Origin of the sequence: Sphingomonas populi (assembly GCF_004208535.1) — a bacterium.
GTDB lineage: Bacteria > Pseudomonadota > Alphaproteobacteria > Sphingomonadales > Sphingomonadaceae > Sphingomonas > Sphingomonas populi.
This window is the reverse complement of sequence record NZ_SGIS01000012.1, coordinates 1-22,906: the sequence shown is the minus strand read 5'-3', so window position 1 is coordinate 22,906 and position 22,906 is coordinate 1. Positions and strand designations below refer to the sequence as shown.

23 protein-coding genes and 2 pseudogenes are annotated in these 22,906 nt (G+C 63.4%); 13 read left to right on the top strand and 12 right to left on the bottom strand.

The genetic code is table 11. From position 1 onward, the window contains the following. Positions 1-37: 37 nt before the first annotated feature. Complete coding sequence (locus EWE75_RS09585; RefSeq protein ID WP_130156824.1) at positions 38-1,738, bottom strand: cation acetate symporter; 1,701 nt, start codon at positions 1,736-1,738, stop codon at positions 38-40. After that, positions 1,738-2,061: a DUF485 domain-containing protein gene (locus EWE75_RS09580; RefSeq protein WP_130156822.1), complete on the bottom strand. Its 324-nt coding sequence runs from the start codon at positions 2,059-2,061 to the stop codon at positions 1,738-1,740. The genes EWE75_RS09585 and EWE75_RS09580 overlap by 1 nt, the downstream gene beginning before the upstream one ends. A 168-nt stretch (positions 2,062-2,229) precedes the next feature. On the opposite strand from EWE75_RS09580, the gene EWE75_RS09575 reads away from it, so the two are divergent. Continuing rightward, positions 2,230-3,789 carry a carboxylesterase/lipase family protein gene (locus tag EWE75_RS09575; RefSeq protein WP_165388328.1) on the top strand — a complete coding sequence of 520 codons (1,560 nt, stop codon included), beginning with the start codon at positions 2,230-2,232 and terminating at the stop codon, positions 3,787-3,789. Here the strand turns inward: EWE75_RS09575 and EWE75_RS25295 are convergent. Both EWE75_RS25295 and EWE75_RS09565 read right to left on the bottom strand, forming a co-directional pair. Further along, positions 3,786-4,619 (bottom strand): hypothetical protein, encoded by an 834-nt coding sequence (locus EWE75_RS25295; protein WP_206364733.1) that lies wholly within the window; start codon positions 4,617-4,619, stop codon positions 3,786-3,788. The two genes, EWE75_RS09575 and EWE75_RS25295, sit on opposite strands and share 4 nt — an antisense overlap. Next, positions 4,616-5,548, bottom strand: coding sequence for a VOC family protein (locus tag EWE75_RS09565; protein ID WP_130156818.1), 933 nt, complete (start codon positions 5,546-5,548; stop codon positions 4,616-4,618). Before EWE75_RS09565 ends, EWE75_RS25295 begins: the two co-directional genes overlap by 4 nt. Before the next feature lie 212 nt (positions 5,549-5,760). On the opposite strand from EWE75_RS09565, the gene EWE75_RS09560 reads away from it, so the two are divergent. Further along, entirely contained in the window at positions 5,761-7,044 is a 1,284-nt protein-coding gene (locus EWE75_RS09560; RefSeq protein WP_130156816.1) for an MFS transporter, read from the top strand. A 31-nt stretch (positions 7,045-7,075) separates the two neighbouring features. Further along, positions 7,076-8,323 carry an arsenic transporter gene (locus EWE75_RS09555; RefSeq protein WP_130156814.1) on the top strand — a complete coding sequence of 416 codons (1,248 nt, stop codon included), beginning with the start codon at positions 7,076-7,078 and terminating at the stop codon, positions 8,321-8,323. A gap of 24 nt (positions 8,324-8,347) precedes the next feature. Here the strand turns inward: EWE75_RS09555 and EWE75_RS09550 are convergent, their stop codons facing one another. The 5 genes and pseudogenes from EWE75_RS09550 to EWE75_RS09535 form a co-directional block, all read right to left on the bottom strand. Continuing rightward, positions 8,348-9,670, bottom strand: coding sequence for an alpha/beta hydrolase (locus tag EWE75_RS09550; protein WP_130156812.1), 1,323 nt, complete (start codon positions 9,668-9,670; stop codon positions 8,348-8,350). Positions 9,671-9,730: 60 nt separating this feature from the next. Continuing rightward, positions 9,731-9,847: pseudogene (locus EWE75_RS26240) on the bottom strand (IS5/IS1182 family transposase); the annotation flags it as partial. Between the two features lie 837 nt (positions 9,848-10,684). Beyond that, entirely contained in the window at positions 10,685-11,686 is a 1,002-nt protein-coding gene (locus EWE75_RS09545; protein WP_165388327.1) for a zinc transporter ZntB, read from the bottom strand. A gap of 48 nt (positions 11,687-11,734) precedes the next feature. Next, positions 11,735-12,271: a hypothetical protein gene (locus EWE75_RS09540; protein ID WP_130156808.1), complete on the bottom strand. Its 537-nt coding sequence runs from the start codon at positions 12,269-12,271 to the stop codon at positions 11,735-11,737. Further along, the gene (locus tag EWE75_RS09535; protein ID WP_130156806.1) at positions 12,268-13,104 is read right to left on the bottom strand and encodes an SPFH domain-containing protein; all 837 of its coding nucleotides are present in this window, start codon (positions 13,102-13,104) and stop codon (positions 12,268-12,270) included. The genes EWE75_RS09540 and EWE75_RS09535 overlap by 4 nt, the downstream gene beginning before the upstream one ends. A 669-nt stretch (positions 13,105-13,773) precedes the next feature. Here EWE75_RS09535 and EWE75_RS09530 point away from each other — a divergent pair. Together EWE75_RS09530 and EWE75_RS25515 are read left to right on the top strand one after the other, a co-directional pair. Beyond that, the gene (locus EWE75_RS09530; RefSeq protein WP_165388326.1) at positions 13,774-14,226 is read left to right on the top strand and encodes a YbjN domain-containing protein; all 453 of its coding nucleotides are present in this window, start codon (positions 13,774-13,776) and stop codon (positions 14,224-14,226) included. Positions 14,227-14,532: 306 nt separating this feature from the next. Then, positions 14,533-14,792, top strand: a pseudogene (locus EWE75_RS25515) (hypothetical protein); the annotation flags it as partial. A 49-nt stretch (positions 14,793-14,841) separates the two neighbouring features. On the opposite strand, the gene EWE75_RS09520 reads toward EWE75_RS25515, so the two are convergent. Further along, on the bottom strand, positions 14,842-15,351 hold the full coding sequence (locus EWE75_RS09520; protein ID WP_165388325.1) for a DMP19 family protein: 510 nt from the start codon (positions 15,349-15,351) through the stop codon (positions 14,842-14,844). Positions 15,352-15,581: 230 nt separating this feature from the next. Beyond that, the gene (locus EWE75_RS09515) at positions 15,582-16,091 is read right to left on the bottom strand and encodes a hypothetical protein (protein ID WP_130156800.1); all 510 of its coding nucleotides are present in this window, start codon (positions 16,089-16,091) and stop codon (positions 15,582-15,584) included. Positions 16,092-16,422: 331 nt separating this feature from the next. Here EWE75_RS09515 and EWE75_RS09510 point away from each other — a divergent pair, with 331 nt between their 5' ends. The 4 genes from EWE75_RS09510 (at position 16,423) to EWE75_RS09495 (ending at position 19,052) form a co-directional block, all read left to right on the top strand. After that, positions 16,423-16,773: a hypothetical protein gene (locus tag EWE75_RS09510; protein WP_130156798.1), complete on the top strand. Its 351-nt coding sequence runs from the start codon at positions 16,423-16,425 to the stop codon at positions 16,771-16,773. Between the two features lie 113 nt (positions 16,774-16,886). Next, on the top strand, positions 16,887-17,537 hold the full coding sequence (locus EWE75_RS09505) for a hypothetical protein (protein ID WP_130156796.1): 651 nt from the start codon (positions 16,887-16,889) through the stop codon (positions 17,535-17,537). A 133-nt stretch (positions 17,538-17,670) separates the two neighbouring features. After that, positions 17,671-18,273 carry a hypothetical protein gene (locus EWE75_RS09500; RefSeq protein ID WP_130156794.1) on the top strand — a complete coding sequence of 201 codons (603 nt, stop codon included), beginning with the start codon at positions 17,671-17,673 and terminating at the stop codon, positions 18,271-18,273. A gap of 74 nt (positions 18,274-18,347) precedes the next feature. Beyond that, positions 18,348-19,052 carry a hypothetical protein gene (locus EWE75_RS09495; RefSeq protein WP_130156792.1) on the top strand — a complete coding sequence of 235 codons (705 nt, stop codon included), beginning with the start codon at positions 18,348-18,350 and terminating at the stop codon, positions 19,050-19,052. 236 nt (positions 19,053-19,288) lie between these two features. Here EWE75_RS09495 and EWE75_RS09490 read toward each other — a convergent pair whose 3' ends face one another. Further along, a complete protein-coding gene (locus tag EWE75_RS09490) occupies positions 19,289-20,476 on the bottom strand; it encodes a glycoside hydrolase family protein (RefSeq protein WP_165388324.1) in 1,188 nt (395 codons plus the stop codon). An 87-nt stretch (positions 20,477-20,563) separates the two neighbouring features. Between EWE75_RS09490 and EWE75_RS24970 the strand changes: the two genes are divergently transcribed. From EWE75_RS24970 to EWE75_RS09475, 4 genes are all read left to right on the top strand, one after another. Further along, the gene (locus tag EWE75_RS24970) at positions 20,564-20,713 is read left to right on the top strand and encodes a hypothetical protein (RefSeq protein ID WP_165388323.1); all 150 of its coding nucleotides are present in this window, start codon (positions 20,564-20,566) and stop codon (positions 20,711-20,713) included. Positions 20,714-20,753: 40 nt separating this feature from the next. Then, on the top strand, positions 20,754-21,143 hold the full coding sequence (locus tag EWE75_RS09485) for a DUF4259 domain-containing protein (RefSeq protein WP_130156788.1): 390 nt from the start codon (positions 20,754-20,756) through the stop codon (positions 21,141-21,143). Between the two features lie 336 nt (positions 21,144-21,479). Beyond that, positions 21,480-22,298, top strand: a complete 819-nt coding sequence (locus tag EWE75_RS09480) for a DUF1444 domain-containing protein (protein ID WP_130156786.1) — start codon at positions 21,480-21,482, stop codon at positions 22,296-22,298. 37 nt (positions 22,299-22,335) lie between these two features. Beyond that, a complete protein-coding gene (locus EWE75_RS09475) occupies positions 22,336-22,683 on the top strand; it encodes a hypothetical protein (protein ID WP_130156784.1) in 348 nt (115 codons plus the stop codon). Positions 22,684-22,906: the final 223 nt, after the last annotated feature.

Sequence of the window (22,906 nt, the reverse complement as noted above, 5' to 3'; positions counted from 1 at the left end):
CTCGCGGGAGGCTTGCAGGGTCCGTGATGGACCGCGCTCAGTGTGCCGCCGGTCCGTGAACGTCGATCCCCGTTTCCGAACGCAGCCGCTGCGCGGGATAGGCCGCGCGATCGATCGCGGCACGCGGCGACCGATCGAGGACCGAGATCAGCCAGATCGCGAAGAAACCGGCCGGCACCGAGAAGAGCGCGGGTGAGCTGTACGGGAAGATCGCGTGCTCGAACCCGAACACCGCGACCCAGATTACCGGCGACACCACAGTCAGCCCGAACGCGCTTAGCAGGCCGATCGCGCCGCCCCACGCCGCGCCTTTGGTGGTGCAGCCCTTCCACAGCAGCGACATCACCAGCACCGGGAAATTGCCCGATGCGGCGAGCGCGAAGGCGAGGCTGACCATGAACGCGACGTTCTGCTTCTGGAACACCACGCCGAGGATGATTGCGGCGATGCCGAGCAGCACGGTGGTAATCCGCGACACGCGCAGTTCCTTGGCCGGCTCGGCATCGCCCTTGCGGATCACGCTGGCATAGATGTCGTGCGAGATCGCCGAGGCGGCGGAGAGTGTCAGCCCGGCGACGACCGCGAGGATCGTCGCGAACGCCACCGCCGAGATGAAGCCGAGGAACACATTGCCGCCGATCGCATGGGCGAGGTGCATCACCGCCATGTTGTTGCCGCCGAGCAGCGCGCCCGCGCCATCGACATAGGCCGGGTTGAACGAGATCAGCACGATTGCGCCGAAGCCGAGGATGAAGGTCAGCGCGTAGAAATAGCCGATCCACACCGTCGCCCACAGGATCGATTTGCGTGCCTCGCGGGCGTCGGGAACGGTGAAGAAGCGCATCAGGATGTGCGGCAGACCGGCCGTGCCGAGCATCAGCGCGAAGCCGAACGACAGCGCCGAGATCGGGTCTTTGATGAACCCGCCCGGCCCCATGATCGCGCGGCCCTTCGCGGCGGCATCGGCAGGCGACAGCCCGGTTTCGAGCGCCAGTTTCGTCTTCACTGCTACGGCACGCGCGAACAGCGTCTCGAACGAAAAGCCGACGTGCGACATCACGCCGAAGACGAGGAACGACGCGCCGCACAGCAGCATCACCGCCTTGATGATCTGCACCCAGGAGGTCGCGCGCATGCCGCCGAACAGCACGTAGACCATCATCAGCCCGCCGACGACGATGATCGCGTAGAGATAGGGCAAGCCGAACAGCAACTGGATCAACTGCCCCGCGCCGACCATCTGCGCGATCAGGTAGAAGGATACGACGAGCAAGGTGCTCACCGCCGAGAAGCTGCGCACCGGCCCTTGCAGGAAGCGGTATGAGGCGACATCGGCGAAGGTGAAGCGGCCGAGGTTGCGGAGCTTTTCGGCGACGAGGAACAGCACGATCGGCCAGCCGACGAGGAAGCCGATCGCGTAGATCAGCCCGTCGAAGCCGTCGTTGAAGATCTGCGACGTGATGCCGAGGAACGACGCCGCCGAGCAATAATCGCCCGCCATCGCCAGCCCGTTCTGGAAGCCGGTGATGCCGCCGCCGGTGTAGAAATCGGATATGGTGCGCGTGCGCCGCGCGGCGGCGGCGGTGACCCAGAGCGTGATCCCGACGAAGCCGAGGAACATCAGGATCGCGGTCCAGTTGGTCGATCGCGCCACCACCGCGCCCGAGATTGCCGCGTCCGCGCAGGTGGCCCAGCCGAGCAGCGCCAGCAGCAGTGCGGAGCGTGTCAGGCGCGCCATCACGCGATGCTTTCCAGCAGGGCGGCGAGGCGCGCGTCGTAGCTGCCGTTGGCGCGCCAGACGTACACCGCGCAGATCGCGACCGTGCCGACCAGCATCGCCGCGCCGAGCACGACCGCGATGCTGGTCGTCCCGCCGGCGATCGGCTGCGCCATCAACGGCTTGTCGAACGCGATCAGCGAGATGAAGCTGGTGTAGACGATCACGGTGATCGCGGTCAGCATCCAAGAGAAGCGCTGCCGATCGCGCACCAGCGCGACATAGCGCGGATCGGATGCGATCCGCGCTTCGCGGGCGAGGTCGGGAGGGGAGGATGGCGCCATGCCCCATCATCGACGAGGTTGCGGGCGATGGCAACGTCTGCCGATGGGCCTCCCCGTGGCATCGCGCCAAGGCCCGAAATCTGTGGCGTGAACGCCACCGCTCAGGCAAATTCGCCCGTAAGGACAGACGTGTGGGTGCCGCATGCTGCCGAACCGAGAGGTCGATCTATGAAGGCGCGCTTTCTTACCCTGCTGATCGGTCTCGTCGGGGCTGCGGGATGGGCGGGGCCGACCGTGAACACCGCGCAAGGCCGGCTGGAGGGCGACACGGCGCGGGGCGTGTCCGCGTTCAAGGCGATTCCCTATGCCGCGCCGCCGGTCAACGACCTGCGCTGGCGCGCGCCGCGACCGGCGCAAGCCTGGAAAGGGGTGCGATCGGCGACCGCGTTCGGCGCGGTGTGCCCACAGGCGCAGGTGACGTGGGCCGGGCATGATCTCGATCGCACGAGCGAGGATTGTCTGACGTTGAACGTGTGGACGCCGCGCGTGACGGCCGGTGGCCGCCTGCCGGTGCTGGTGTGGTTTCACGGCGGCGGATACACCGCTGGGGCTGGCTCGCAGCGGACCTATGAGGGCACCACGCTGGCGCGGCTGGGCGCGGTGATCGTCACCATCAACTATCGGCTCGGCGTGCTCGGCTATCTCGCGCATCCGGCCCTGAGCAAGGAGTCGCCGCTCGGCACTTCGGGCAATTACGGGCTGCTCGATCAGATCGCGGCGCTCCGCTGGGCGCGTGCGAACATCGCCAAGTTCGGCGGCGATCCGGCCAATGTGACGATAGCGGGCCAGTCGGCTGGCGGTGGATCGGCGATGCTGGTGACGGTCTCGCCATTGGCGCGCGGCCTGTTCCAGAAGGCGATTTTCGAAAGCGGCACGGCGCTGGGCTTGCCCGGGGCGGAGGGCGAGGCAGGACTGAAGCAGGCCGAAGATGCCGGCACGGCCTATGCGCAGCGGCTTCACGCGGGCACGATCGCGCAGCTTCGCGCGATGCCGGCGGCGGCGCTGGTCGCGGCGGCCGCGCCGCGCATCGTCACCGCGCCGATCCGCGACGGCACGGTCGTGCCGCTGGACATCACCGCCGCCTATCGGACCGGGCGCGATGCCGGCGTGCCGGTCCTGCTCGGCTGGAACAGCAATGAAGCGGCGCGCTTCCTCGATCATGCGACGCTCGCCGGATATGCCGCAGACGTCCGCCAGACGTTTCCGGTGATCGCGCCGGACCTGTTGCGGCTCTATCCGGCGAGCAGCGATGCGACGGCTACGCGCGCCGCACTGGATATGATGAGCGACACCGATTTCGGCTGGCGTGGCTGGAGCATCGCCGAGGCGCGCACGGCCAAGGGGGACGCCCCGGTGTTCGTGTACCAGTTCGACAATCCTCCGCCCGGCGTGGACGGGGCGCGAAGCGACGGCGCGGTGCATTCCGACGAACTCAACTATGTCTGGGGAAACCACGATCCAGCTCGGCGGTGGCCGGCGACGGACACCGCGTTTGCCGGATTGATGCAGCGATACTGGATCACCTTCGCCCGGACGGGTAACCCGAACCGCGTTGGACTGCCGCAATGGGCGCCGTATGCAAGCGGACGCATGGCGCTCTGGTTGCGCTCTTCGGGGTCGAAGCGCGCGCCGCCGTTGCGCGCGGCAACGCTACGCGCGCTGGATCATGTGCTCCACACCGAAGCTACCCCGCGTAGGCGATCCGACGGTCGGGCGACCGCGCGTTAGCGCACACGCCCGGCGCGGCTCTCCAGCACGAGGTTCGACAGCGTCGCGGTCTCGGCGACGCTCGGAAGGTGCGACGCAAAGCCGATCCCGACGTAGAAGGGCGCATCGACGTGGAGCGTGATCGGCGCGCCATATTGGTGCATCGGTTCGCCTCGCTCGCTGACCCAGAGCGTGAACTGGTCGCCCTTCTTCTCGATGCCGATGCGCTTGGCGTGGAGCGTCACCAGGCTGTCGGGGGACTTGCCGCCGGGCAATCCGCCGCGGCTGCCGATGCGATATTCCATGTCGCTGATCCGCTTGCCCGGCTCGGGTCGCTGCGCGAGGTGGATCATGCCGTCGCCGTGCAGCGCGACGAATGCCTCCTTGGCATCGTCCGCCAGCGACTGCCGGATCACCAGCAGCGCCTTGTGGTCGCCGAACCCGCCCGACGGATAGGCTATGTCCGCCGCCATCGAGACATCGCCTGACATCTTTTTAAAAAGGAAGCGGAACTCGTCGCGCGTGTACCAGACGTTGTAACCGGCCGAGCGGATCGTGTAGGTGTCGTTGGCGAAGCTGGCGGTGCCCGGCGCGACCGCTGCGCCGACATCGGCTTGCGCTTCGAACACGCCGATCGGTGTGCTCTCGACCCGACTGTCGCGGTGGAAGCCGGGCGGCGGGCCGACCTGAGTGTGCGTGGTCGATTGTGGATAGGCCCAGTCGGGCGCGATCGGCGCACCCGGCGGACTGTTCTGGAGCGAACTGCCCGGCACATCGGCGTGCTCCTGCGCGGAAACCGGTGCGGCGAGGGCGGCGAGGGCGATCAGCCCGACGCGCGTCGCGATGCTCACTTCTCGGGGTCCGCCGCCACGAACGGCGAGCAGCACGGCTTGCCGATGGCGTGCAACTCCATGATCTCGGCGCGTGTGCCGTCGGGGTCGAGCAGGTTGAGCTGCCACTTGGCATCGCGGCCGATCTTGGGCGCCTGTTGCTGGCCGTCGAGCCGTTCGCCGTTCCACAACAAGATATACGCCACGCGGATGTCAGGCACGCCGAGCGCGAAGTGGTTGAGCACGCCGAGGTTCGCCGCGCTCATGTCGGCGGGGATGCCGGTGGTCTCGGGCGTGCCGATCACCATATATTCGATCCAGTCGCGGCCGTCGGGAAGCTGGAGCGAGATCCAGGTCGGATGATCGTCGCGCATTCCGCCTTCCCAATAGGGCTTGAAGCCGAGGATTTGCTTGTAGAATCGGTCTTCGTTGCCGCGATTGTGGATGACGAAACCGGCGTGGATGACATGGCTCGACAACGGGTTGGCCGGCACGGCGGGCAGGGTGGCCGGTGGCTGCATGAACTGGACCGGCGTCCCTTCGGGATCGGTCACGCTGAACCAGCGGCTGCCGTCCGGCGCGGTGGTGAGCCGCGCGGGAACCTTGATGCCCTTTGCCGCGAGATAGGCGCGCATGCCCTCCGCATCGGGCGTGTTGAACGCGATATGCGCGAGTCGGTTGATAGCGCGATAGCCCGGCGGCAGCGGCAGCACCTCGACGAACTGGGTCGGCGCGAAATGATAGCGCATGCCGGCCGGATCTTCGGGATCGGCGAATTTCACCGCGCCGAGATCGTGGACATAGAACCGCTCGCTCTTCGCGCTGTCGCTCGCATAGACCGCGATGTGCGATACACTCGTGAGGGGTGGGCGCGCCGGCGCTTGCGCCGTTGCCCAAGCCGGAAATGCGAGCGCTATCAACGCGATGCTCCAGCCGATCTTTGCCGCCATGCCACCCGCTCCTGATTGTATTGTTAGCGTTCCCGTACTGCGTTTCCGCACATCTGTCGCGGGAATAGCTACGCGTTCGGCGGTGCGCCGCCGCCGTGCCGACCGGCGGTCGCATCCTGGACACCGCCAAAAAAACCGATCCAGATCAAGTTCGGCCCGGATACTTCGCCCGTATACGGAGTTGGGCGCTGACCAGCAGGGGGTAGAGATCCATGACGGCGACAGCCATTTCCCGAACCCCGCCCTCCGGCAGTGCGGATGCGGATCGGAAGCGCGCGACCGGGGCGCTTCAGGCGCTCAATTTCTTCATGGCGGACATGCAGGCCGGGATCGGCCCGTTCCTCGGCGTGTTCCTCCAGCAGCGCGGCTGGGCGACCGGACCGATCGGCACGGTGATGACGATCGGCGGCGTCGCCGGCATGGTGATGACTGTTCCGGCGGGAGCCTTCATCGATCATACCGAGAAGAAGCGCTGGGTCGTCGTCATCACCGGCATCTGCACGGTGCTGGCATCGTTCCTGATCCTGTGGTCGCATAGCTGGGCGGTGGTGACGGTGAGCCAGGTGGCGACCGCGATCGCCGGCGCGGCGATCGGCCCCGCCGTTACCGGCATGACGCTGGGTGTGGTCCGCCAGAAGGGTTTCAACGCGCAGAACGGCCGCAACCAGGCGTGGAACCACGCCGGCAACATGGTCGGCGCGGGATTGTCCGGCTGGCTCGGCTGGAAATACGGGATGCCGGCGATCTTCTACCTTGCGGCGGTTTTCGGCGTGCTCGCGATCATCACCGTGCTGTCGATCCCCGAACGCGCAATCGATCACCGCGCGGCGCGCGGGCTGGAAAAGGCGCAGGACGGCGACGATGCGGAGGGCGGGCAAGCCGAAGGCTTCAAGGCCCTGCTCCAGCACAAACCGATGCTGATCCTCGCCGCCGCGCTCGCCTGCTTTCATCTTGGCAATGGCGCGATGCTGCCGCTGTACGGCATGGCGGTGGTCGGCGCGGGCAAGGGCAATGCGGCGATGTTCACCGCGACGACGGTGGTGGTCGCGCAGGCGGTGATGATCGTCGCCAGCCTCGTCGCGATGAAGGTCGCCGCCGGGCGCGGCTATTGGCTGGTGCTGTTGATCTCGTTCGCGGCGCTGCCGCTGCGCGGGTTCCTCGCGGGATCGTTCATCGAACATTGGGGCGTGTGGCCGGTTCAGGCGCTCGACGGGATCGGCGCTGGCCTGCAAAGCGTCGCCGTGCCCGGCCTCGTCGCCTGTCTGCTCGACGGTACGGGCCGGGTGAACGTGGGGCAGGGCGCGGTGATGACCGTGCAGGGCCTGGGCGCGAGCCTGTCGCCCGCGATCGGCGGATGGCTCGCGCAGCTTCTCGGCTATCACGTCGCGTTCTTCGTCCTTGGCAGCTTCGCGTTCGTAAGTCTGGCCTTGTGGCTGGGTTTCGCGGGCACGCTGCGGCCTGCCTGCTCGGGCACGCGCGCGGACACGACGCGATGAGTGTTCCAGAAATGAACGGCGGCGGTGGCGGATGGTAGGAACATACGTCACCTGGGTGGTCGCCGGGCTTTCCACCGCCGGCGTGATCGGTCGCCCGATGCGCTGGCCCGAGTGGATCTGGGCCGTGGCGGGCGCGCTGCTGCTGATCCTGCTCGGGCTGATGCCGCTCGCCGCCGCCGGTGCCGCCATCGCCAAAGGCCTCGACGTCTATCTGTTCCTGATCGGCATGATGCTTTTGAGCGAAGCCGCGCGCGAACATGGCGTGTTCGACTGGGTGGCGGCGACGGCGGTCAACCATGCCGGGCGCTCTCGCGCGCGGCTGTTCGCTTTGGTCTATGCGACCGGCATCATCGTCACGACCTTCATGTCGAACGATGCGACGGCGGTGGTGCTGACCCCCGCCGTGTTCGCCGCCGCCAGAAAGGCGAAGGCGGACCCGCTGCCTTTGCTGTTCGCCTGTGCGCTGATCGCCAACGCCGCGAGCTTCGTGCTGCCGATCTCCAACCCTGCCAACCTCGTCCTCTATGGCGGGCACATGCCGCCGCTCGGGCAATGGATGCGATCGTTCGCGCTGCCGTCGCTCGCGTCGATCGCGGTGACGTTCGTGGTGCTGCGTCTGGTCGAGCGCAAGCGGCTCACCGGCGACTGCGAGAGCGACGTGGCGCGGCCGGCGCTGTCGACCGGCGGGAAAGTGGCCGCGATCGGCATCCTGCTGGCGGCGGCGCTGCTCGTCACGATCTCCGCGCTCGACCGGCCGCTCGGCCTGCCCACCGCGCTTGCCGGCATCGCTACGGCGGCGGGCGTGTCGGCGCTCGCCCGCCGATCGCCGATGATCCTCGTGCGGGGCGTATCATGGGGCGTGTTGCCTTTGGTCGCCGGGCTGTTCGTGCTGGTCGAGGCGCTCGATCGTACCGGCGTGATCGGGCTGGTCGCCGATGCGCTGCGCAGTGCCACAGGAGATCCGCGCGGGGTCGCGGCGGCATCGGGCACGATCCTGGCGTTCGTCTCGAACCTGATGAACAACCTGCCGGCCGGGCTGATCGCCAGCACGGCGGTGGCGCAGGCGCATCCCTCGCGCCTCGTTACGGATGCCTTGCTGATCGGCGTCGATCTCGGCCCCAATCTGTCGGTGACCGGATCGCTCGCGACGATCCTGTGGCTTCAGGCGATCCGGCGCGAGGGCGAGGACGTCGGGTTCCTCGCTTTCCTCAAGATCGGCGCGGTGGCGATGCCGCTGGCGCTGGTCGCGGCGCTCGGCGCTCGGCTGGCGCTCGGCTGAAGCGGGAATGTGTCGGCCCGCGCATTAGGGTGCTGGCATGACGATGAATGTGCCGATCATCGGAAGCTTCCGGTTGTTGATCCAGTCCGCAGCCACCTCGAATGACTGCGCGGCATAGGCCGTCGCCATACCCTCGGCGGCTTTGGTCCGTTCGATCAATCCGTGGTCGGCTTTGGGAAACACCACGACGGCGATGCCCGGACGCCGGAGCCGCAGGCGGCGAAGGATCGCTTGCGTGGCGGCGTTCGGCGCCTGACGATCGCTGCCGCCGAGCAGCCAGAGCTGGCGCGGCTTGATCGTCGCGATGACCGGCTCCGGCTCATAATCGAACGTCAGACCCTGGGCGAGCGTCGGCCCGGCAGACCGGATTTCGGCGGTGGAAAGTTTCAGGAACAATCCCGTGTACGAGCGTGGCTGGATCGCCTTGAGCCACGGCGCATCGGCATGTTTCGCTTTGAAAGCGTCAAGCTCCGCAAAACCGTCTCGCATGTTCGAACGCACGATCCGTTCGGTGATAGCGGTCAGGTTTCCGGCCGCAGCCACTGCGGCGTCGTCGAACCCCGCCTGCCGGAGGTGTTGCTCGACCAGTTCGCGATCCTGCGCGATCGGACCTTCCGCCATCGCATATGCGGCAATGACGAAATCAACGCGGACCAAGGTCGCGGTGAGCGGCGCGACCCAGCCGCCCTGACTGCCGCCGATCACCCCGACCTGCCGGATGCCCGGCGCAAGCCTCCGCACGGTTCTGACCGCCGCCGCCGTATCACGCGCGCGCGCATGAAAATCGGATGACAGCGCTCCGGCGGAGGCGCCGGTCCCGCGCTTGTCGTAGACGAAGACGGCGATGCCCCGGCGGGCGAGTTCATATTGCCATATGGCATCGTCGGTCGAGGGATCGTTGTTCGAGCCTTCGATCCACACCGCCGCCGATGTCGCGCGGCCATCGGCGGGCAGGACCAGCTTGCCATGCAGCGTGATGCCGTCGCTCGTGAAGGTCGTGTTCTTCTCGATGAGGTCGAGGCGGATACCGTGCTCGGCGAGTTTATCCTGAGTTACCCTGATGGTGCCGGTCCCGCACGGCGCGAAGCGGATGGTGAGCGTCCCCGCCGTGTATGTGGCGTCGGCGTCCTCCCGCAACGGTCCGAACTGGCCGTTGGACAGGGTGTATTGCAGCCCCCGAGGTTGTCCGCCGACGCCGGTGATCGTCACCGATTTCCCCGCCGGAAGGCGGTAAGACCCCAACAGGCAACGCAGGCTTGCATCCAACCGCGTTTGCGGAATGGCGTCCAGTGGCGGTGCGCCAGCAGGTAGAGCAGCGACGAGTGCCGCGATCAGGGATGTCAGCATCGTCCGCTTCTGTATTAGTAATACAATACAGTTGCAGCTTCACATGCCGCTGGCAAGGCATGACCGAAAGGAATTGGCTGCCCGAACGAGCGCGTCTCCCATCACGCGGTTAAAGCAGCGCATTTTGGTCTCGACGAGACTGCGACGGTGATAGCTGCTCCACGTCTTCCAGATAGTTGAAGGGGCGCTCGGGGGGTGAGCGCTTGAATCTGCACACTTGTGAGCATGGGGCCGCGCCTGCTGACCTGCTCGTGGCCGCCCGATTCGTGGCCCATTTTGAGCGAGCCTTAGCGGGGAAAGCGAGAATTTGTGGCGCCAACAGGAGGCAATATACCGCAGATTTCTGCGGTTTTCTACAATGTTCTCAATGTGTTGTGGTGCGCTTACAGGACTCGAAACTGCTTTCTATCACGTTGATATATAACGATGTTCTTTTCGGCCTACGCGACGTGGTCCATGCAAGGTCCACCCTCAAAAAGTCGGACTCGAACCTTTGCCAGACGACCCAAAAAGCTCGAGATTCGCGGGCTGCTGTCGACCAGAGCACGAACCCGCTCCGCGGGAGGGTCGCTTGGGGTGATGTAGTGTAGTATTTGTGAGACTTTCGGCGGGGGCGGCGTCGCCGGCCGACTGTGGAGTTCCTTCAACGGAGAGGAACTTACCATTTTACGACCCCGAGAGACAGCGATTGGTGAATACACGAGAGTCATGGCTGTTGAGGGTGTGGATCGGCGCCGAAGCGATGCCCCTTTCTAATTAGGCCAAGTTACTGAGAATGAAACATAAAAGCACAAGGCTATAGGTCCAATCAGCGCCGATTGGGACCCTGCCAATATCCGAGTTCTTAAACTGTATCAAATGGTTACATCGCGCAGATATGTGGTTCCGCGTCGGCGCCGATTCACGCCCAACCCGGCGGCGCGCTATCGCGGGTCACTTTGTCCGGCGTGCCGATGTCGGTCACGCACGGCCAGCGCACCGACTCTTCGGAGCGATCTGCCCGCAAGAACCAGCCTATAGCCAGCGCAGTCTTCGAAATATGACCAACTGCGTGATCGCCAGCGCGGCCATGAAACCGCAGGTGGCCCAAAAGGCATGCGGATCGGTCAGTCCCGGCATCCCGCCGACGTTCATGCCGAGCACACCGGTCAGAAAACCCAGCGGCAGAAAGATCGCGGCAACGATGGAGAGCAGGTAGGAAGTCTTGTTGGTCTCTGCAGCCGCCCGGTTGTTGAGGTCGTCCTGCAGCACCAGCGCGCTTTCCTTGGTGACGTCGATATCTTCCAGATAATGATGCAGTTGATCAATCGTCTCGCGGATAGCCTCGCGGTTGTCGGCGCTGAGCCAGTCCGGTGCATTGCGGGCGATCTGGATAAGTGCATCGTGCTGCGGTGACATGTGGCGCTTGAGCGACAGGCATTTGCGGCGAATATCGGAGATCGCCGTCAGAACGTCATCGACTCTGGTGCCTCGGCAACGTTCTTCCAGTTGGTCGATCCGGTCGTTCATGTCGATGATGACGTCGCCTATGTGTGAGACCGTGCGCTCCACCAGTCGCGTCACCAGATCGCCGACGGTAATGTTGCCAGCGCCGGCCTCGATCTCGGCGAGGACGTCCTTGGGTGCCTCCAGCCGACGACGGCGCAGCGTGACAACGTGGGATTCATTGGCCCAGATCTGCAACGCGACGAGATCGTCAGCATCGCCATCGTCACTGCTGTTAACACCGCGTAAAATGGTGGCGAGCGCATTTCCATCCCGGAACGCGCGCGGTCGGTTTTGGTTGGAGGTGATCGCGTCGATCGTCGCGCCGGAAAGGCCCAGATCGTTGCGCAACCACTCGCCCACGCCAGGAGCGTTGCGATCGAGGTGAACCCAAAGCAGGTCACCGGGCAGGCTCGGCCTCCAGCCGATGACCTCACCCCACGCCATGTGACGGGTCATACCGTCCGCAGCTATGGCGCGCGCGAAAATCACCGGGCTGGCGGGCTCTCCTGCTGGGGTCGTCATCGTCATAGGATGCCGATCCATATTGCGAGCGACAAGCCGATTCCGGCTGTGTGACTAGATTGTCATGAGACGACGCGCTGCCAGACTTTCGGTGATGGCGGCGATACCCCGCTTAATGTCTTCCCGCGCCGCGAGGATTTCGTCCGGCGTCTTGCCAGTAACGGTCGTGCGCAGCATTTGCGCCCGGCCGACCAGCAGTTTGTCCTGCTCGACCAGCGCGAGCAGCGTCGCCGCCTCCTCCCGATACCGCTGTGTCATACGGTCGTTCTCGGGAACGGGCGCGTGGCGAACCTGTCCCTCGACCGCATCAATCGCCTTGCCGAGTTCTTCCAGCCGCTTCGCATCGGCCACAATATCGGATGGGGGAAAGGGCATATCGCGCGTCGGCGCGGGGATACGCTCTCGTCGAAACGTGCCCTCGGCGGCTGATATCGCCTGGTGCGCGCCGGCCAGCAATTCGCACACCAGCGTCCGTACCTTTTGGTCGTCGGCGCGTAGCTGGTTCTCTTCCCGGTAGAAATTGTAACCATAGCCGTGGAAGAGGGTGACAGCGATTTGGCCGAGCGCGCCGACGTCGTAAAAACCGCTCATCGCGGCGCGGTTCCTGTGACGTCGCCGAGTGGCATGATGCCTGTCGCCGGCGCACCGATGTTGAAGGGCAACCCTGCCGCCGCATTCGGCGCAGAGACCAGCCCCTTCTCCGCCATCCTCAGGGCAAGGTAATACCGGACCGCTTCGATGGGCGAGAGTCCGATCGCCTGAAGCGAGATCAACTCGCGCATCCGCTCGTCCCGCGGCATGATGAGGACCTTCAGGTCGTTCAGCATGATGCCGTAGACGGCAAGGAAGTCCCCGAGATGCTGTTTGACCAGTTCGCGCACGTCGTTGATGCGCTCGTTTATGTGCTCCATCTTGGTTACCTGGATGACTTGGTTGATCGCCTGTTCGATCGCGGGTCCGGCATATTCGGCGATTTCAGCCGTATCGATCTGAATGCCTGCAAACGGCATGTGGGTTATGAGGTCGAGCGCTTCTTCCTTGGAATCGATGTGGATATAATAGTCCACGACATAGGACATCTCTGCCATCTCGGCGGACGTCGCGACGCCTTCGTTGCGGACGAGCAGCTTCGAGCGGTTGATGTAGATGACTTCATATTGCCACGGTGAATTACCGCCGAAGAACCCTTGCGCGATCGAGCCGAGGATGGGCGCGTTCGGCGTTTCGAGCGCGTACTGGCCGGTATCGTAGACGTTGAGTACCGCACCGCGCGACTTGAGAACGCAGAAATGATTGCTCTCGACGGTGAGTAACGATCCCGAGACTATGCTCGCGTCCCCCACTTTCATCGCCACGGTGCGCGTGCCGAGTGCATCCGTGCCATCGTTGCGGAGCGTGCTGATAACCTGACGGGTGAGTGCCATACGGGTTCCTCCAAAGACGAAAGGGTTGTTCCGAGCGAACGTTAGCGGTCAACCGGCGTGCAGATGCCGGGACCAGACATCATTTCAAGCATGTCTTTGGTCCTGTCGTGGCGTTTGCCGTCGTGCCGGCCGTCCAAAATGTAACGGGTCCCGCCACTCGAGGTGGCGGGCGGAACCGACCTCTGTACGGGCGCGGGCAATTTCCGTTGGGTTGGGGCGGGGGGCTGATAAAGACCGGCAGGCTCCGCCGCGATGGTCGATCGAGCTTCGGGCAGGGGAGCCGGATTTATGGAGCGCCGCCTGCCAATCTGCCTCACGATGTAGAAGATCAGGGCACCAACGAAAACGACGTTCACAAGTCCGTGCATCGCGCCCCTCTCGCAGGTCTTATTGCTCTCTGTACCTTGAGATTCGGCCAGAAGCCAAATGTCAAAAATGACATCTAACAATACCGGATACTGCGGATCCGATGGTGCACCCGCCTTCGTTGGTGGAGAAGAGTCTGGACGCTGATGTTTTCGCAGCAAGCGGAGAGAGGACTTCTCGACTGAGAATCTGCCGGACGCTTACACTGGCGCAACGCTGAGGCTTGGCAGTTCGACCACCGTTGCCTACGGGGCACGCCACTGCAATGGCGTACCGGGTGACTACATGAAGACGGCGGTTATGATGGGCCTTGGGCTGCTGGCCCCGATACCCTCGCAGGCACAGGTGCGATCGACCGATCCGCAATCTGTCGTCAAGGCGCTGCAGGACGCGGGATACAAGGCCGAGTTAAGCAAGGACAGCGACGGCGATCCGGTCATCCGCAGCGGCGCGCAGGGTTATAGATACACAATCTTCTTCATGAGCTGCGAGAAGGGCAGCACCTGCGGCGACCTTCAGTTCTATGCCGGTTGGACGAATAAGCTGTCAGCCGAGCGCGCCAATGCGTGGACCCAGAAGCACCGCTTCGCGCGGGTCTATTCCGACGGTAAGGGCGAGGCCGCGATTGAGTATGACCTCAACTTCGAGGATCAGCAGATGTCCACCACGCTGTTCCGCAAGAACCTCGAACTGTGGGATTCGCTGGTCGGAAAATTCGTCGATTATATCAACGAGGACGAGACACCGAAGAAATGAGACTTTTCCGGTGACGGGGGGACTCTTTGGCCGGCGCGACGAGTTCAATGCCGTCGCGCGGAACGAGCGGGACGCGATACGGGAACACGCGGGATGAGAGGTTGGACACTTCGTCGGCATAAACCTTGGACCGCATGCGCCGCGCCCGGCTGAACGCGCTGGTGAGCGCTGTATCGGCGGCGTCGCGGCCAGCGGTCTTGAGTACGCGGCCGATCCGCAGACGGACCATTTGGTTGCTGTTTGATGCCGTTCGGATCGCGGTGACGCACCGACGGCTGAGGTGAACAAGTGGTGCGTACAATGCCGGGCCGGACGAGGGTTAGCCGGGCGGTATCTTATCTTGTCCGCGCTGGATTGCTGCATCGCCATTATCGGGGGTACCGCGTCGATCATCCCAATCGGGGGGCGCGCAGGGTGAAGTGGTCTATACGATCGCGCCCAATGCACGGCTTGCGTTGGCGGGCGGCTATTGGGAGCGTATTACTGCGCACCAAGTATGCATCCGTCTCGATAACCGGCGGCCAAAGAGGCTGGGCTCTAGTGAAGCGACCACGTCATATGCCTAGGGGGTCAAGTCGAATGTGCAGGCCGCATAGACGGTCAGGGACGCCGCTCTTACAAGCCCTGATACCGGAACACCGTAGCCCAGAATTCGTCGTACGGGACCGCCCACACCTCCGGCGATCGGCGGAGCCATTCTTGCACGAGTTTTCGCACCAGGCGCTCTTCGCTGATTTCGAAGAAGCGCTCATCCAGTCGTTCGAGCGTCGGCGAAACCGGCGAATCGAGAGTGCCATGGGTTTCCTCGGGGTGATCCTCAGCCCACGATAGCATGGCCTCCACGAGTTCTGCGTAAGGTAGCGCCCCGATCAGCCGCAGTCCTGCCAACGCCGAGACATAGACCGGGGTATGGCCGTTTTGGTTGTGGAAGTACTGATCGTGGCCGCCATTGTTCACTTCACCCTCATACTGCAACGCATGATAAAGGTTCACCACCTCGTCGGTGCCATCGGTATTCCAGCGCACTTTGCCGGGTATCGCCGCATCGACCAGCGAGAAGAAGCTCTCGACGGTTGCGTCCACTTCATCAAGTGCGCCTTCGGGCAACAAGATCGGCATGGACATCGTTTTCATCTCTTCTGATAGCGCAAAGGGTGGGGCCGCCAGTCTCGCCCAGGCCGGGGTAGGGTGTATCAACGCCTTGTTGTACAGGCGGCAACGATAGCGCAATGACGGCTTCACCGCTTTCCCATTGGGATCGATTTTTGGGAAAGCTTCTCATGCTCGTTGGCAGCACCCGGGGCGTGATCGCTCGCCCCTCATCGCATCGCGGATTTTTTTGGCCGGGTAGCTGATCAAGGTCCGATGATCCGGGTTCGGATCAGCGGCAACAAGCGATCGATCGCCTGTCTGGCCGATGCGGGATCCTGTGCAAGCGAGCGAACGGTCAGCAGATCGCCGTCGCGGATGATGATCGCCGTGGCCCCCGCACGGTCGCCCAGCAGATACCCGCTTACCCAACCCACAGCCGGCGCCACCCCCAGTGCCGTGACGGTGCATCGAGGGCTGCGTGCGCGACAGATCTGTTGCAGATCGGCGATGCTTGTCGTGCCCGACCGAACCCGTTCCTCCGTTCCATCCGCCTGACGACCAATCAGAATGTCAACGACCGGTGCGCCCGCACAATCCGTGCAGAACAAGGTGGCCCGCTGCGGTTCCGCTTTTGCCTCGAAGCCGGAGCCCAACGCCGCAGCAGCCGCCTGACTGACGCCCGTCAGATCTCTGGTTGCAAGTCCCTTTGCAGCCGCACCCGTCGCCAAGGCGATCATGGCGGCAACGGCGACTGTGCCAAGTCGATGACGCATATTCTTGCCTTCCCCTCGCTCGCTCACGCATGCTCGAACGCGATCAGATTAGGTCTGAAGGCCGCGTGGTGCCACCCCAGAGTTTCCTCAAAACTGTGGCGAACCACTCGTGCCACCTGTCACCGTGCAGGAGAAACGCTTTCCACAATAACCTGCCGCCAAGGTCCCCTCCGGGTCGACGCGGATCCAGTTGGCTTCCCGAAAACGAACGGCAATTGAGACGGCCAGCGCTGTCTCGCAAAGGGTCGAGATTCGGGAATGTATCAGGCATTGCAACCTTTGGCGCGGATAGTCAGAATCAAATTACAATGCCGAAACCGAGGTGCAAGCAGTGAGGAACAAAGCGCTCATCCTTATCGTTATAGGCCTCCTCCTGCTGGGAACCGGCATTTTCATGAAGATCGGTGGGCGCGCGCCGCAAGCAGATGCCTCCCTGGTTGCACGGTGTCAGGCGGAGATGAAGTCGCGTGGCGCAGATGCTGACATGAGCGCCCGCTGCACCGATACCGCGTTCGCGACCGCCATGACCGCTACCGACGCCAACGCGGCAGCCCGGTCGATCAGTGCCGCGAACAATAGCGAGGTCGGGTCGAACGGGCTGGCGATGTTTCTGATCGGATTGGGAGGCGTTCTGGCGGTCGCTGGCGGCTTGCTGTACCGAAAGCTGTCTCCGAACCGATGAGGCCCGTCGGCGAAAGTAAATCGGAGTCGTCTGTCCTGCCTCCGCCGGGGCCTGAAGGCCGGTTCGCAGGGTTCGGCCGCTGGATGCGAGCACGATGGTGGCGGCCATGGCTAGTGCTGTTCCTTGCCGTGTTCCTGTTCACGCCGGTACTGATGGCGGCCATCGTGGGCGTCATTTTTCTGCACGGGACCGCAAGCAACTACGGGGTCGCGGCGGCACTGAACGAAGTTTCGGTCGTGGTCCTGGTCGTGGCCTTCCCGTTGTTCCAGCGAGGCATGTACCGCTGGAGTTGGCATCTTGATCGCCGCCGGGCTTTGGGAACCCTGTCGCCCGGAGAACAACCCCAATACGGATCGGAAGCGACGGAGCCTCCGCCCCTGATTGCCTGGCCGATGCGATTGCGCATCCGCCATGCAGCGATGACCCTCGCCGCGATGCTCGGACTGACGGCGTTGTTCCTGCCTTTCGGCAATCAGGTTCGATTCGCATTCTTCATCGGCCGTCACAGTTATGGGAGCGCCACGGCAGGCAGTCTGGACGACGCGCTGTTCGGCTGGATTCCCATGATCCTGATGGTCGGCCTCCTTGTCCTGCTGACCTATCGCCAGATGCAGCGGCGCAATGACGGAATGCTCGATGGCGGCGAGCAACTTCTGCTGCGTTCCGAGCTCAATTGGTTGACCGGCTTCGTCATGGCCTTCACGACAGAGGTAATACTCTGTCATATGACAGGCGGCATGGCCATCATAAGCCTGCGGGTATGACGGCCGCCCGCACTGCTGGTAGCGTTCCTGATCGTTCGCAGCGCAGGCACGATGATCGCCGCTGCTCTGTTGGGCACCCGTTCAATCCCGCGCTTAAAAAGCGAACCCTGGTCGACTGCGGAGGCACGATCCGATGACGACTCCCACCTCGGTCGCGCTATGGCATGAGTTTGCGTGGCGTGCGGGCGGGCCGATCGCGACGATGACGGCGATCACGATCCTCGTCCTCGATGCGGTCTGGATGACGACATGTCTGCGGGATGGGCCATCGGCCGCGCGGCCGGTGCTCAATATTCCGATCGAGGGCAAATGGCGAAAGTTTGGCCTGATAATCCTTATCGGCCTCCTTGTGCCGGTCATGCTTGGTGGTGCCGGGGTGTGGCACCTGCTCGACCCAGGCATCGCCATCATGCTTGTCGCGGGCCTGGTCGCGGCTACGGCGGTGGCGACCATCGCCGGGTGGAAGCGATGGCACCGTGTCGGCAACGTCGCCGGTCTGGTCATCCTCGTCCTGCTGATTGCACCCTTTGCCCTGAGCGGCTCTATTGGCCACCTTCGCTATCTGGTTTTTGCCGGCTTGTTTTTTGTCATCGGCCTGCTGCTGTTCCTCGCCGACGCCATCCACCGCGTAATTTTGGGCTACCGGCCAAGGTCGCGGCGGGGCGTCTGGCTAAGGCTGATATCTTCCAGCGCATCGGCTTTGGCGCTACTGGCCTGGACGGCATGGAATGGGTGACACCCACCGGTCGGGCATGACGCCGAGCAGCGGAGGAGGTCGTGGCCCTCATTTGAAGATCAAGGAAAATCCCTGTGTCACCCAACCGCTCGATCCTGCCGACCATCATGGCCGCTGCTGTCGCGATAACGGGCGGCAGCGCGCGAGCGCAGACGTGCGACAGCTACCTGTTCCCGCTTGATCCCGGCTCGATCACCAGCGCCCGCGTCGTCGCGCGAACGACCATTCTGGATGGTGACACGTGCCCCGATCCCTCGGCACTCTGTCGGAGCAGGTCGTATCTAATACGGGACGATATCGTGGCACGGTCGCCCCTCGCTCGCGGGGACTACACGTGCGTGGCGTATTTCAAAGACGATCGACAAACCACGGGGTGGGTCGAGAGCGCAAACCTGATCGCTGCTCCGCTACCCGCCGTCCAAGGAGACTGGAGTGGGCAATGGACGCGGCTCAAAGGCAATGCCATCCTTACCATCCTGCGGTCTGGGACCGGGAGCTACCACGCGGATGTGATCGCGACCTATGCCGTGGCGAGGGACAATGTACGCACCGGAGGCGCTGACGGTATAATGGCCTTCCACGCGGGGGCCGGTGGTGTCCCGATCGCCAGCTTCGGATCGCCCGGCGCAGATCGCACCCTCGTCTGCCGCGTCGAGATGCGGCGATACGGCCGGTGGCTGCTGGCCAATGACGGCGTTACCGACGATTCCAACTCGCCGTGCGGCGGCATGGGCGTGACGCTGACCGGCATCTACCGGCGTCATGTGTCGTCGCATTGACGACGGCTGAAATCGTTTCAGTCATCTTCCGAACGGCGGCGGCCCGAACCTTCCCCAGACGGTACGGCGATCGTGAAACTCGTGGCCTTCCCGATAGGATGGTTGAGCGGGAACTTCAGCGGCTTCCCGAAATTCGCCGCGCGCGCGAAAATTAGAAGGTCGGCACTAGCCGGAACGGCGATAGTTGGTGGAATACAGACGTTGAACTGACGCGCGAATGTGCATTAGATCGGGGCTTAATCCCGGTGTTCCTGCACGTCGACCGTGGCGAGATCGCGATCCATGGCAGCGCCATCGAATGGCACAACGATGACCTTGCTACCGTGTCCGTTGCTGCCAGTTTGCGAGTCCTTTAGGGTGTCTGTCACCGCAAAAGTCATCGCTGTAACATGGGTTCCCTCTATCAGGACGCTAGGGCGTTCAAGCTTGTTCCAATGATTCGTCGTGCCGCCCGCGTAGCGGACGAAGTCAGAACCCTGCTCATAAGCCAAGCCTTGGAAGCGCCACCCTGTAATCCCATCCCGCGAAAGAAGGTGATAGGCCCGGCGCTCACGCCAATGATTGACGATGACGTGGTACCAGCCTCCGCTATACCAGATGACCGGGTCTTCATACGCACCCATATCTCGCTGAGGAATGCCGGCCAGCCCAAAATAAATGCTGTCACCCATCACCGTATATGGCCCCAGAATGCCCGTGCGGCTGATCAGCACCTGACCAGAGCGTGGCACGATCTGAAAAGCGCCATCGGGACGCAGGATCACGCTCGCATTGGACAGGCGCTGTGCCGGCGTGCCTGGATTGTCGACGCGATCGCCAGGTGTCTTCAGCAGCGGATAGTGAGACTGGTCGATCGCGATCGTCCCGAGCTTCTTGAAAGGCCCATCAATCGCGCGGGACACGAACACAGTGCCATCCCGTGTTTCGCTAATCACAACGGCATAGCGACCGTCCGGCAGGCGCAGCGCAGTCACATTGTGGCCAAGCCCCGCTTGATCGTCAGGCCAGATCAACCCGCGATCATGATAAGGTCCAAGGCGCGACTCGCTGACCGCAAGAATAGCCTTCGAGCCGCCCCACGCCTTATGTCCCAAGGCCTGGTCCCAGCGGCTTGCGAACATCCGATACTTGCCATCTGGTCCTTTCAAAACCTTTCCGTCCCAGTAATTCCACCGGGTCATTGCCGGGTCTTCAAGCCCGTTCGCCGGGTCGCGCGGTCCGACTTGATCTGCCCCCCATGCAGTAGTCGAGAGCTTTCCCTGAATCGGGATGGGCTTGAAATAGGAGATAAAGGCCTTTGGGCCGAGAACCGGAAGATCGCGAGCTTGCTCTGCGGGAACTGCCGTCTCCTGAGCATGGGCGACCGGCGGAATCATGGAGGCGAGGACGAAAAATGCCAAGCGTAGTCGTTGGATGCGTGTCATCATCTTATTCCCCAGAGGATCAAGTGAGGTGGTACCGGAAATCTGGACAGGAGGCTAAGCTATCCCGGACGTGAGGGATGGACGGCAATGAAGATGACGCGGAAGCGATATACAGGCGATTTCAAGGCCAAGGCGGCGCTGGAGGCGATACGTGGCGACCTGAGCGCGATGCGCTCAGGTCGAACGGTCGCCTCTGCGCTGGGCACGGCAATCATCTGTTTGTTGTTCGTTTTATAATTGCCAAGCCTTTGGCAAGATAGGACATTGGTATGGGAGCATGAACGTGGGTACTTGGTCTACCGAGAGCTTTGGCAATGACGCAGCACTGGACTGGTTTGGCGAGTTACGTAAAGCGTCGAGTCCGCTGACGTTCATCGAGGAGACGTTGAACAGGGGGTGGACGGATAGCGTCGTCGCGGCCAGTGCGGTGCTGGCCACGCTCGGCGGCCACAACAAAATCGTCGTTCATCCAGACGTCGCCGACTGGTGCGCCGGAAAGGCGGCACCACCGGCGGCGCTGAAGCAAGATGCTCTCAATGCCATTCAAGCCATTCTCGACGACCCCGAGGCGGACACACATGACGCGTGGGCGGAAAACGGCGAAGACGATGCAGACTATCTCGCGTGGCTATCGACACTGAGGAGCGTGCAGGACGGCCTTCGTTAGGAGACTACTGTTCAGGATAGCACTGATCGGCGCCGAGATTGATACCGGCGGAGCGTCTGCTTGGGCTAACCGCCGCTTTGCGCCCTTCTACATGCACGGGCGCCTCCATCACACCAGAACCTTACCACATCACCGCGTTTTCACACAGCCTCGATCGTTTGCGAGAATCCCGCGCCGCTCTGCAACGTGACATTTAGCGCTGATATCTACAAGTAAGTGCCCGACGGAACGGGTTACGCGGGCGTTCGTCCTTCCATCGGAGCGAATGAACACCCCGGAGGGGGCCGAAAGTTCGCGAGGCCTCCGGTGGGTCGCACAACCGATAAGGATACGACGATGGCCCTGTTTTCCAAGCTCTTCGGTCGATCAGATGATGCCTCATCTCAGCCAGTGGTCATGAGCCGGCGACAATTTGCCGATCACTACATCGCCATGCTGGCGGCTAACGCGCCCGACCTGACGGCCGAACGGGTCGATGAGGATGTGCGCTTAAGCTGGCCGGATGGTGGCTCGATGCGTCAGTTCCTGGGTAATGCCTATGCGCAATATCTCAGCGATCCGGACGCTATCGATTCCGTGCTGGAGGCACAGCTTGCCTCCGCTCGGGCAACGGCCGGAGTGCAGGCGGGCGTCGACCTTGACCTTGTCATGCCGCTCATCAAGTCGCGAGCCTGGCTGACGACGGCCACCGCGCAGGCAGGCGGCAAAGTCGAATTTGTGATCAAGCCGCTCGTTGCCCACCTGATCATCGTCTTCGCCCAGGATCTGCCGGATACGATCGCCTACGTGAAGACCAGCGATCTCGACGATGATTGCGACGAGGACCGATTGGCTGCACGCGCAATCGCCAATCTGACGGCGCGGTCAAGCGCGCTGGGAGCGGTCGGCGGCGACGGCCGCTATCGGATCGAGCTCGATGGTTTTTTCGACGCCAGCCTGATCCTGATTGCGGCCCAGTGGGTCGAGCGATTGGGACTGGGGGGCGACCCCGTCTTCGCCATCCCCAGCCGCGATCAGCTATTGGTCTGCGGATCGGCCAATGCCCCGGCGGTCGCGGAACTGGCGGATATCGCTGCGCAGATCGTCGCAAGCGACGCCTACGATATTTCCGCGCAGCTGCTGACCTTGCGGCACGATCAGCTTCAACCACTTTGAGACCGGAGCCGATCTTGGGCAAGCGGGCGCGGGCCGCATGACGATCCTGTTCGCGCTCGGCCTGCCGGTCATGCTGCTGCTTTACCTGCTGCTTGCCTATCGCGGCGCACAGGCGGTGCGGCAGCTTTATCCAGACTGGGCGCCACGCCGCTTCGTGACGGTCTCATGCTTCGCGGGTCCGATGTTGGTCCTGGCGGTTGGGCTGGTCGTTGCTTGGATCCTGTCCGGTCGACCAAGCGGCTCCGACCGATATGGTCAGACGGGGGGCGGGATCGCCTTCATTGCGATCAACCTGCTTGCGTTACTGGTGGCAATCCCGGCAGCGGCGGTCGGCTACATCGCCGCGCGCCGCATCCTCGCCAGTGAAAATCACGGCTCCAGCTGACGAAGGATACAATCCCGGCACATGCACCGCTGCTCCCGATCGGGCATCGTCATCCGCAATGGGATAGCCGGTTTTCTGTTCCGTTGCTCCTCAGCCGTAACTGCTCACCTGGTTGGTGAGTGTTGTGGTGCTCAGGCGACGACGAAGGTGCCGTCGACGAGGTCGCGGATGGCGCCGAGAGCAGATTGTCCTGTGAGCCGCGCAGTTCCGGTGACGGAGCGAT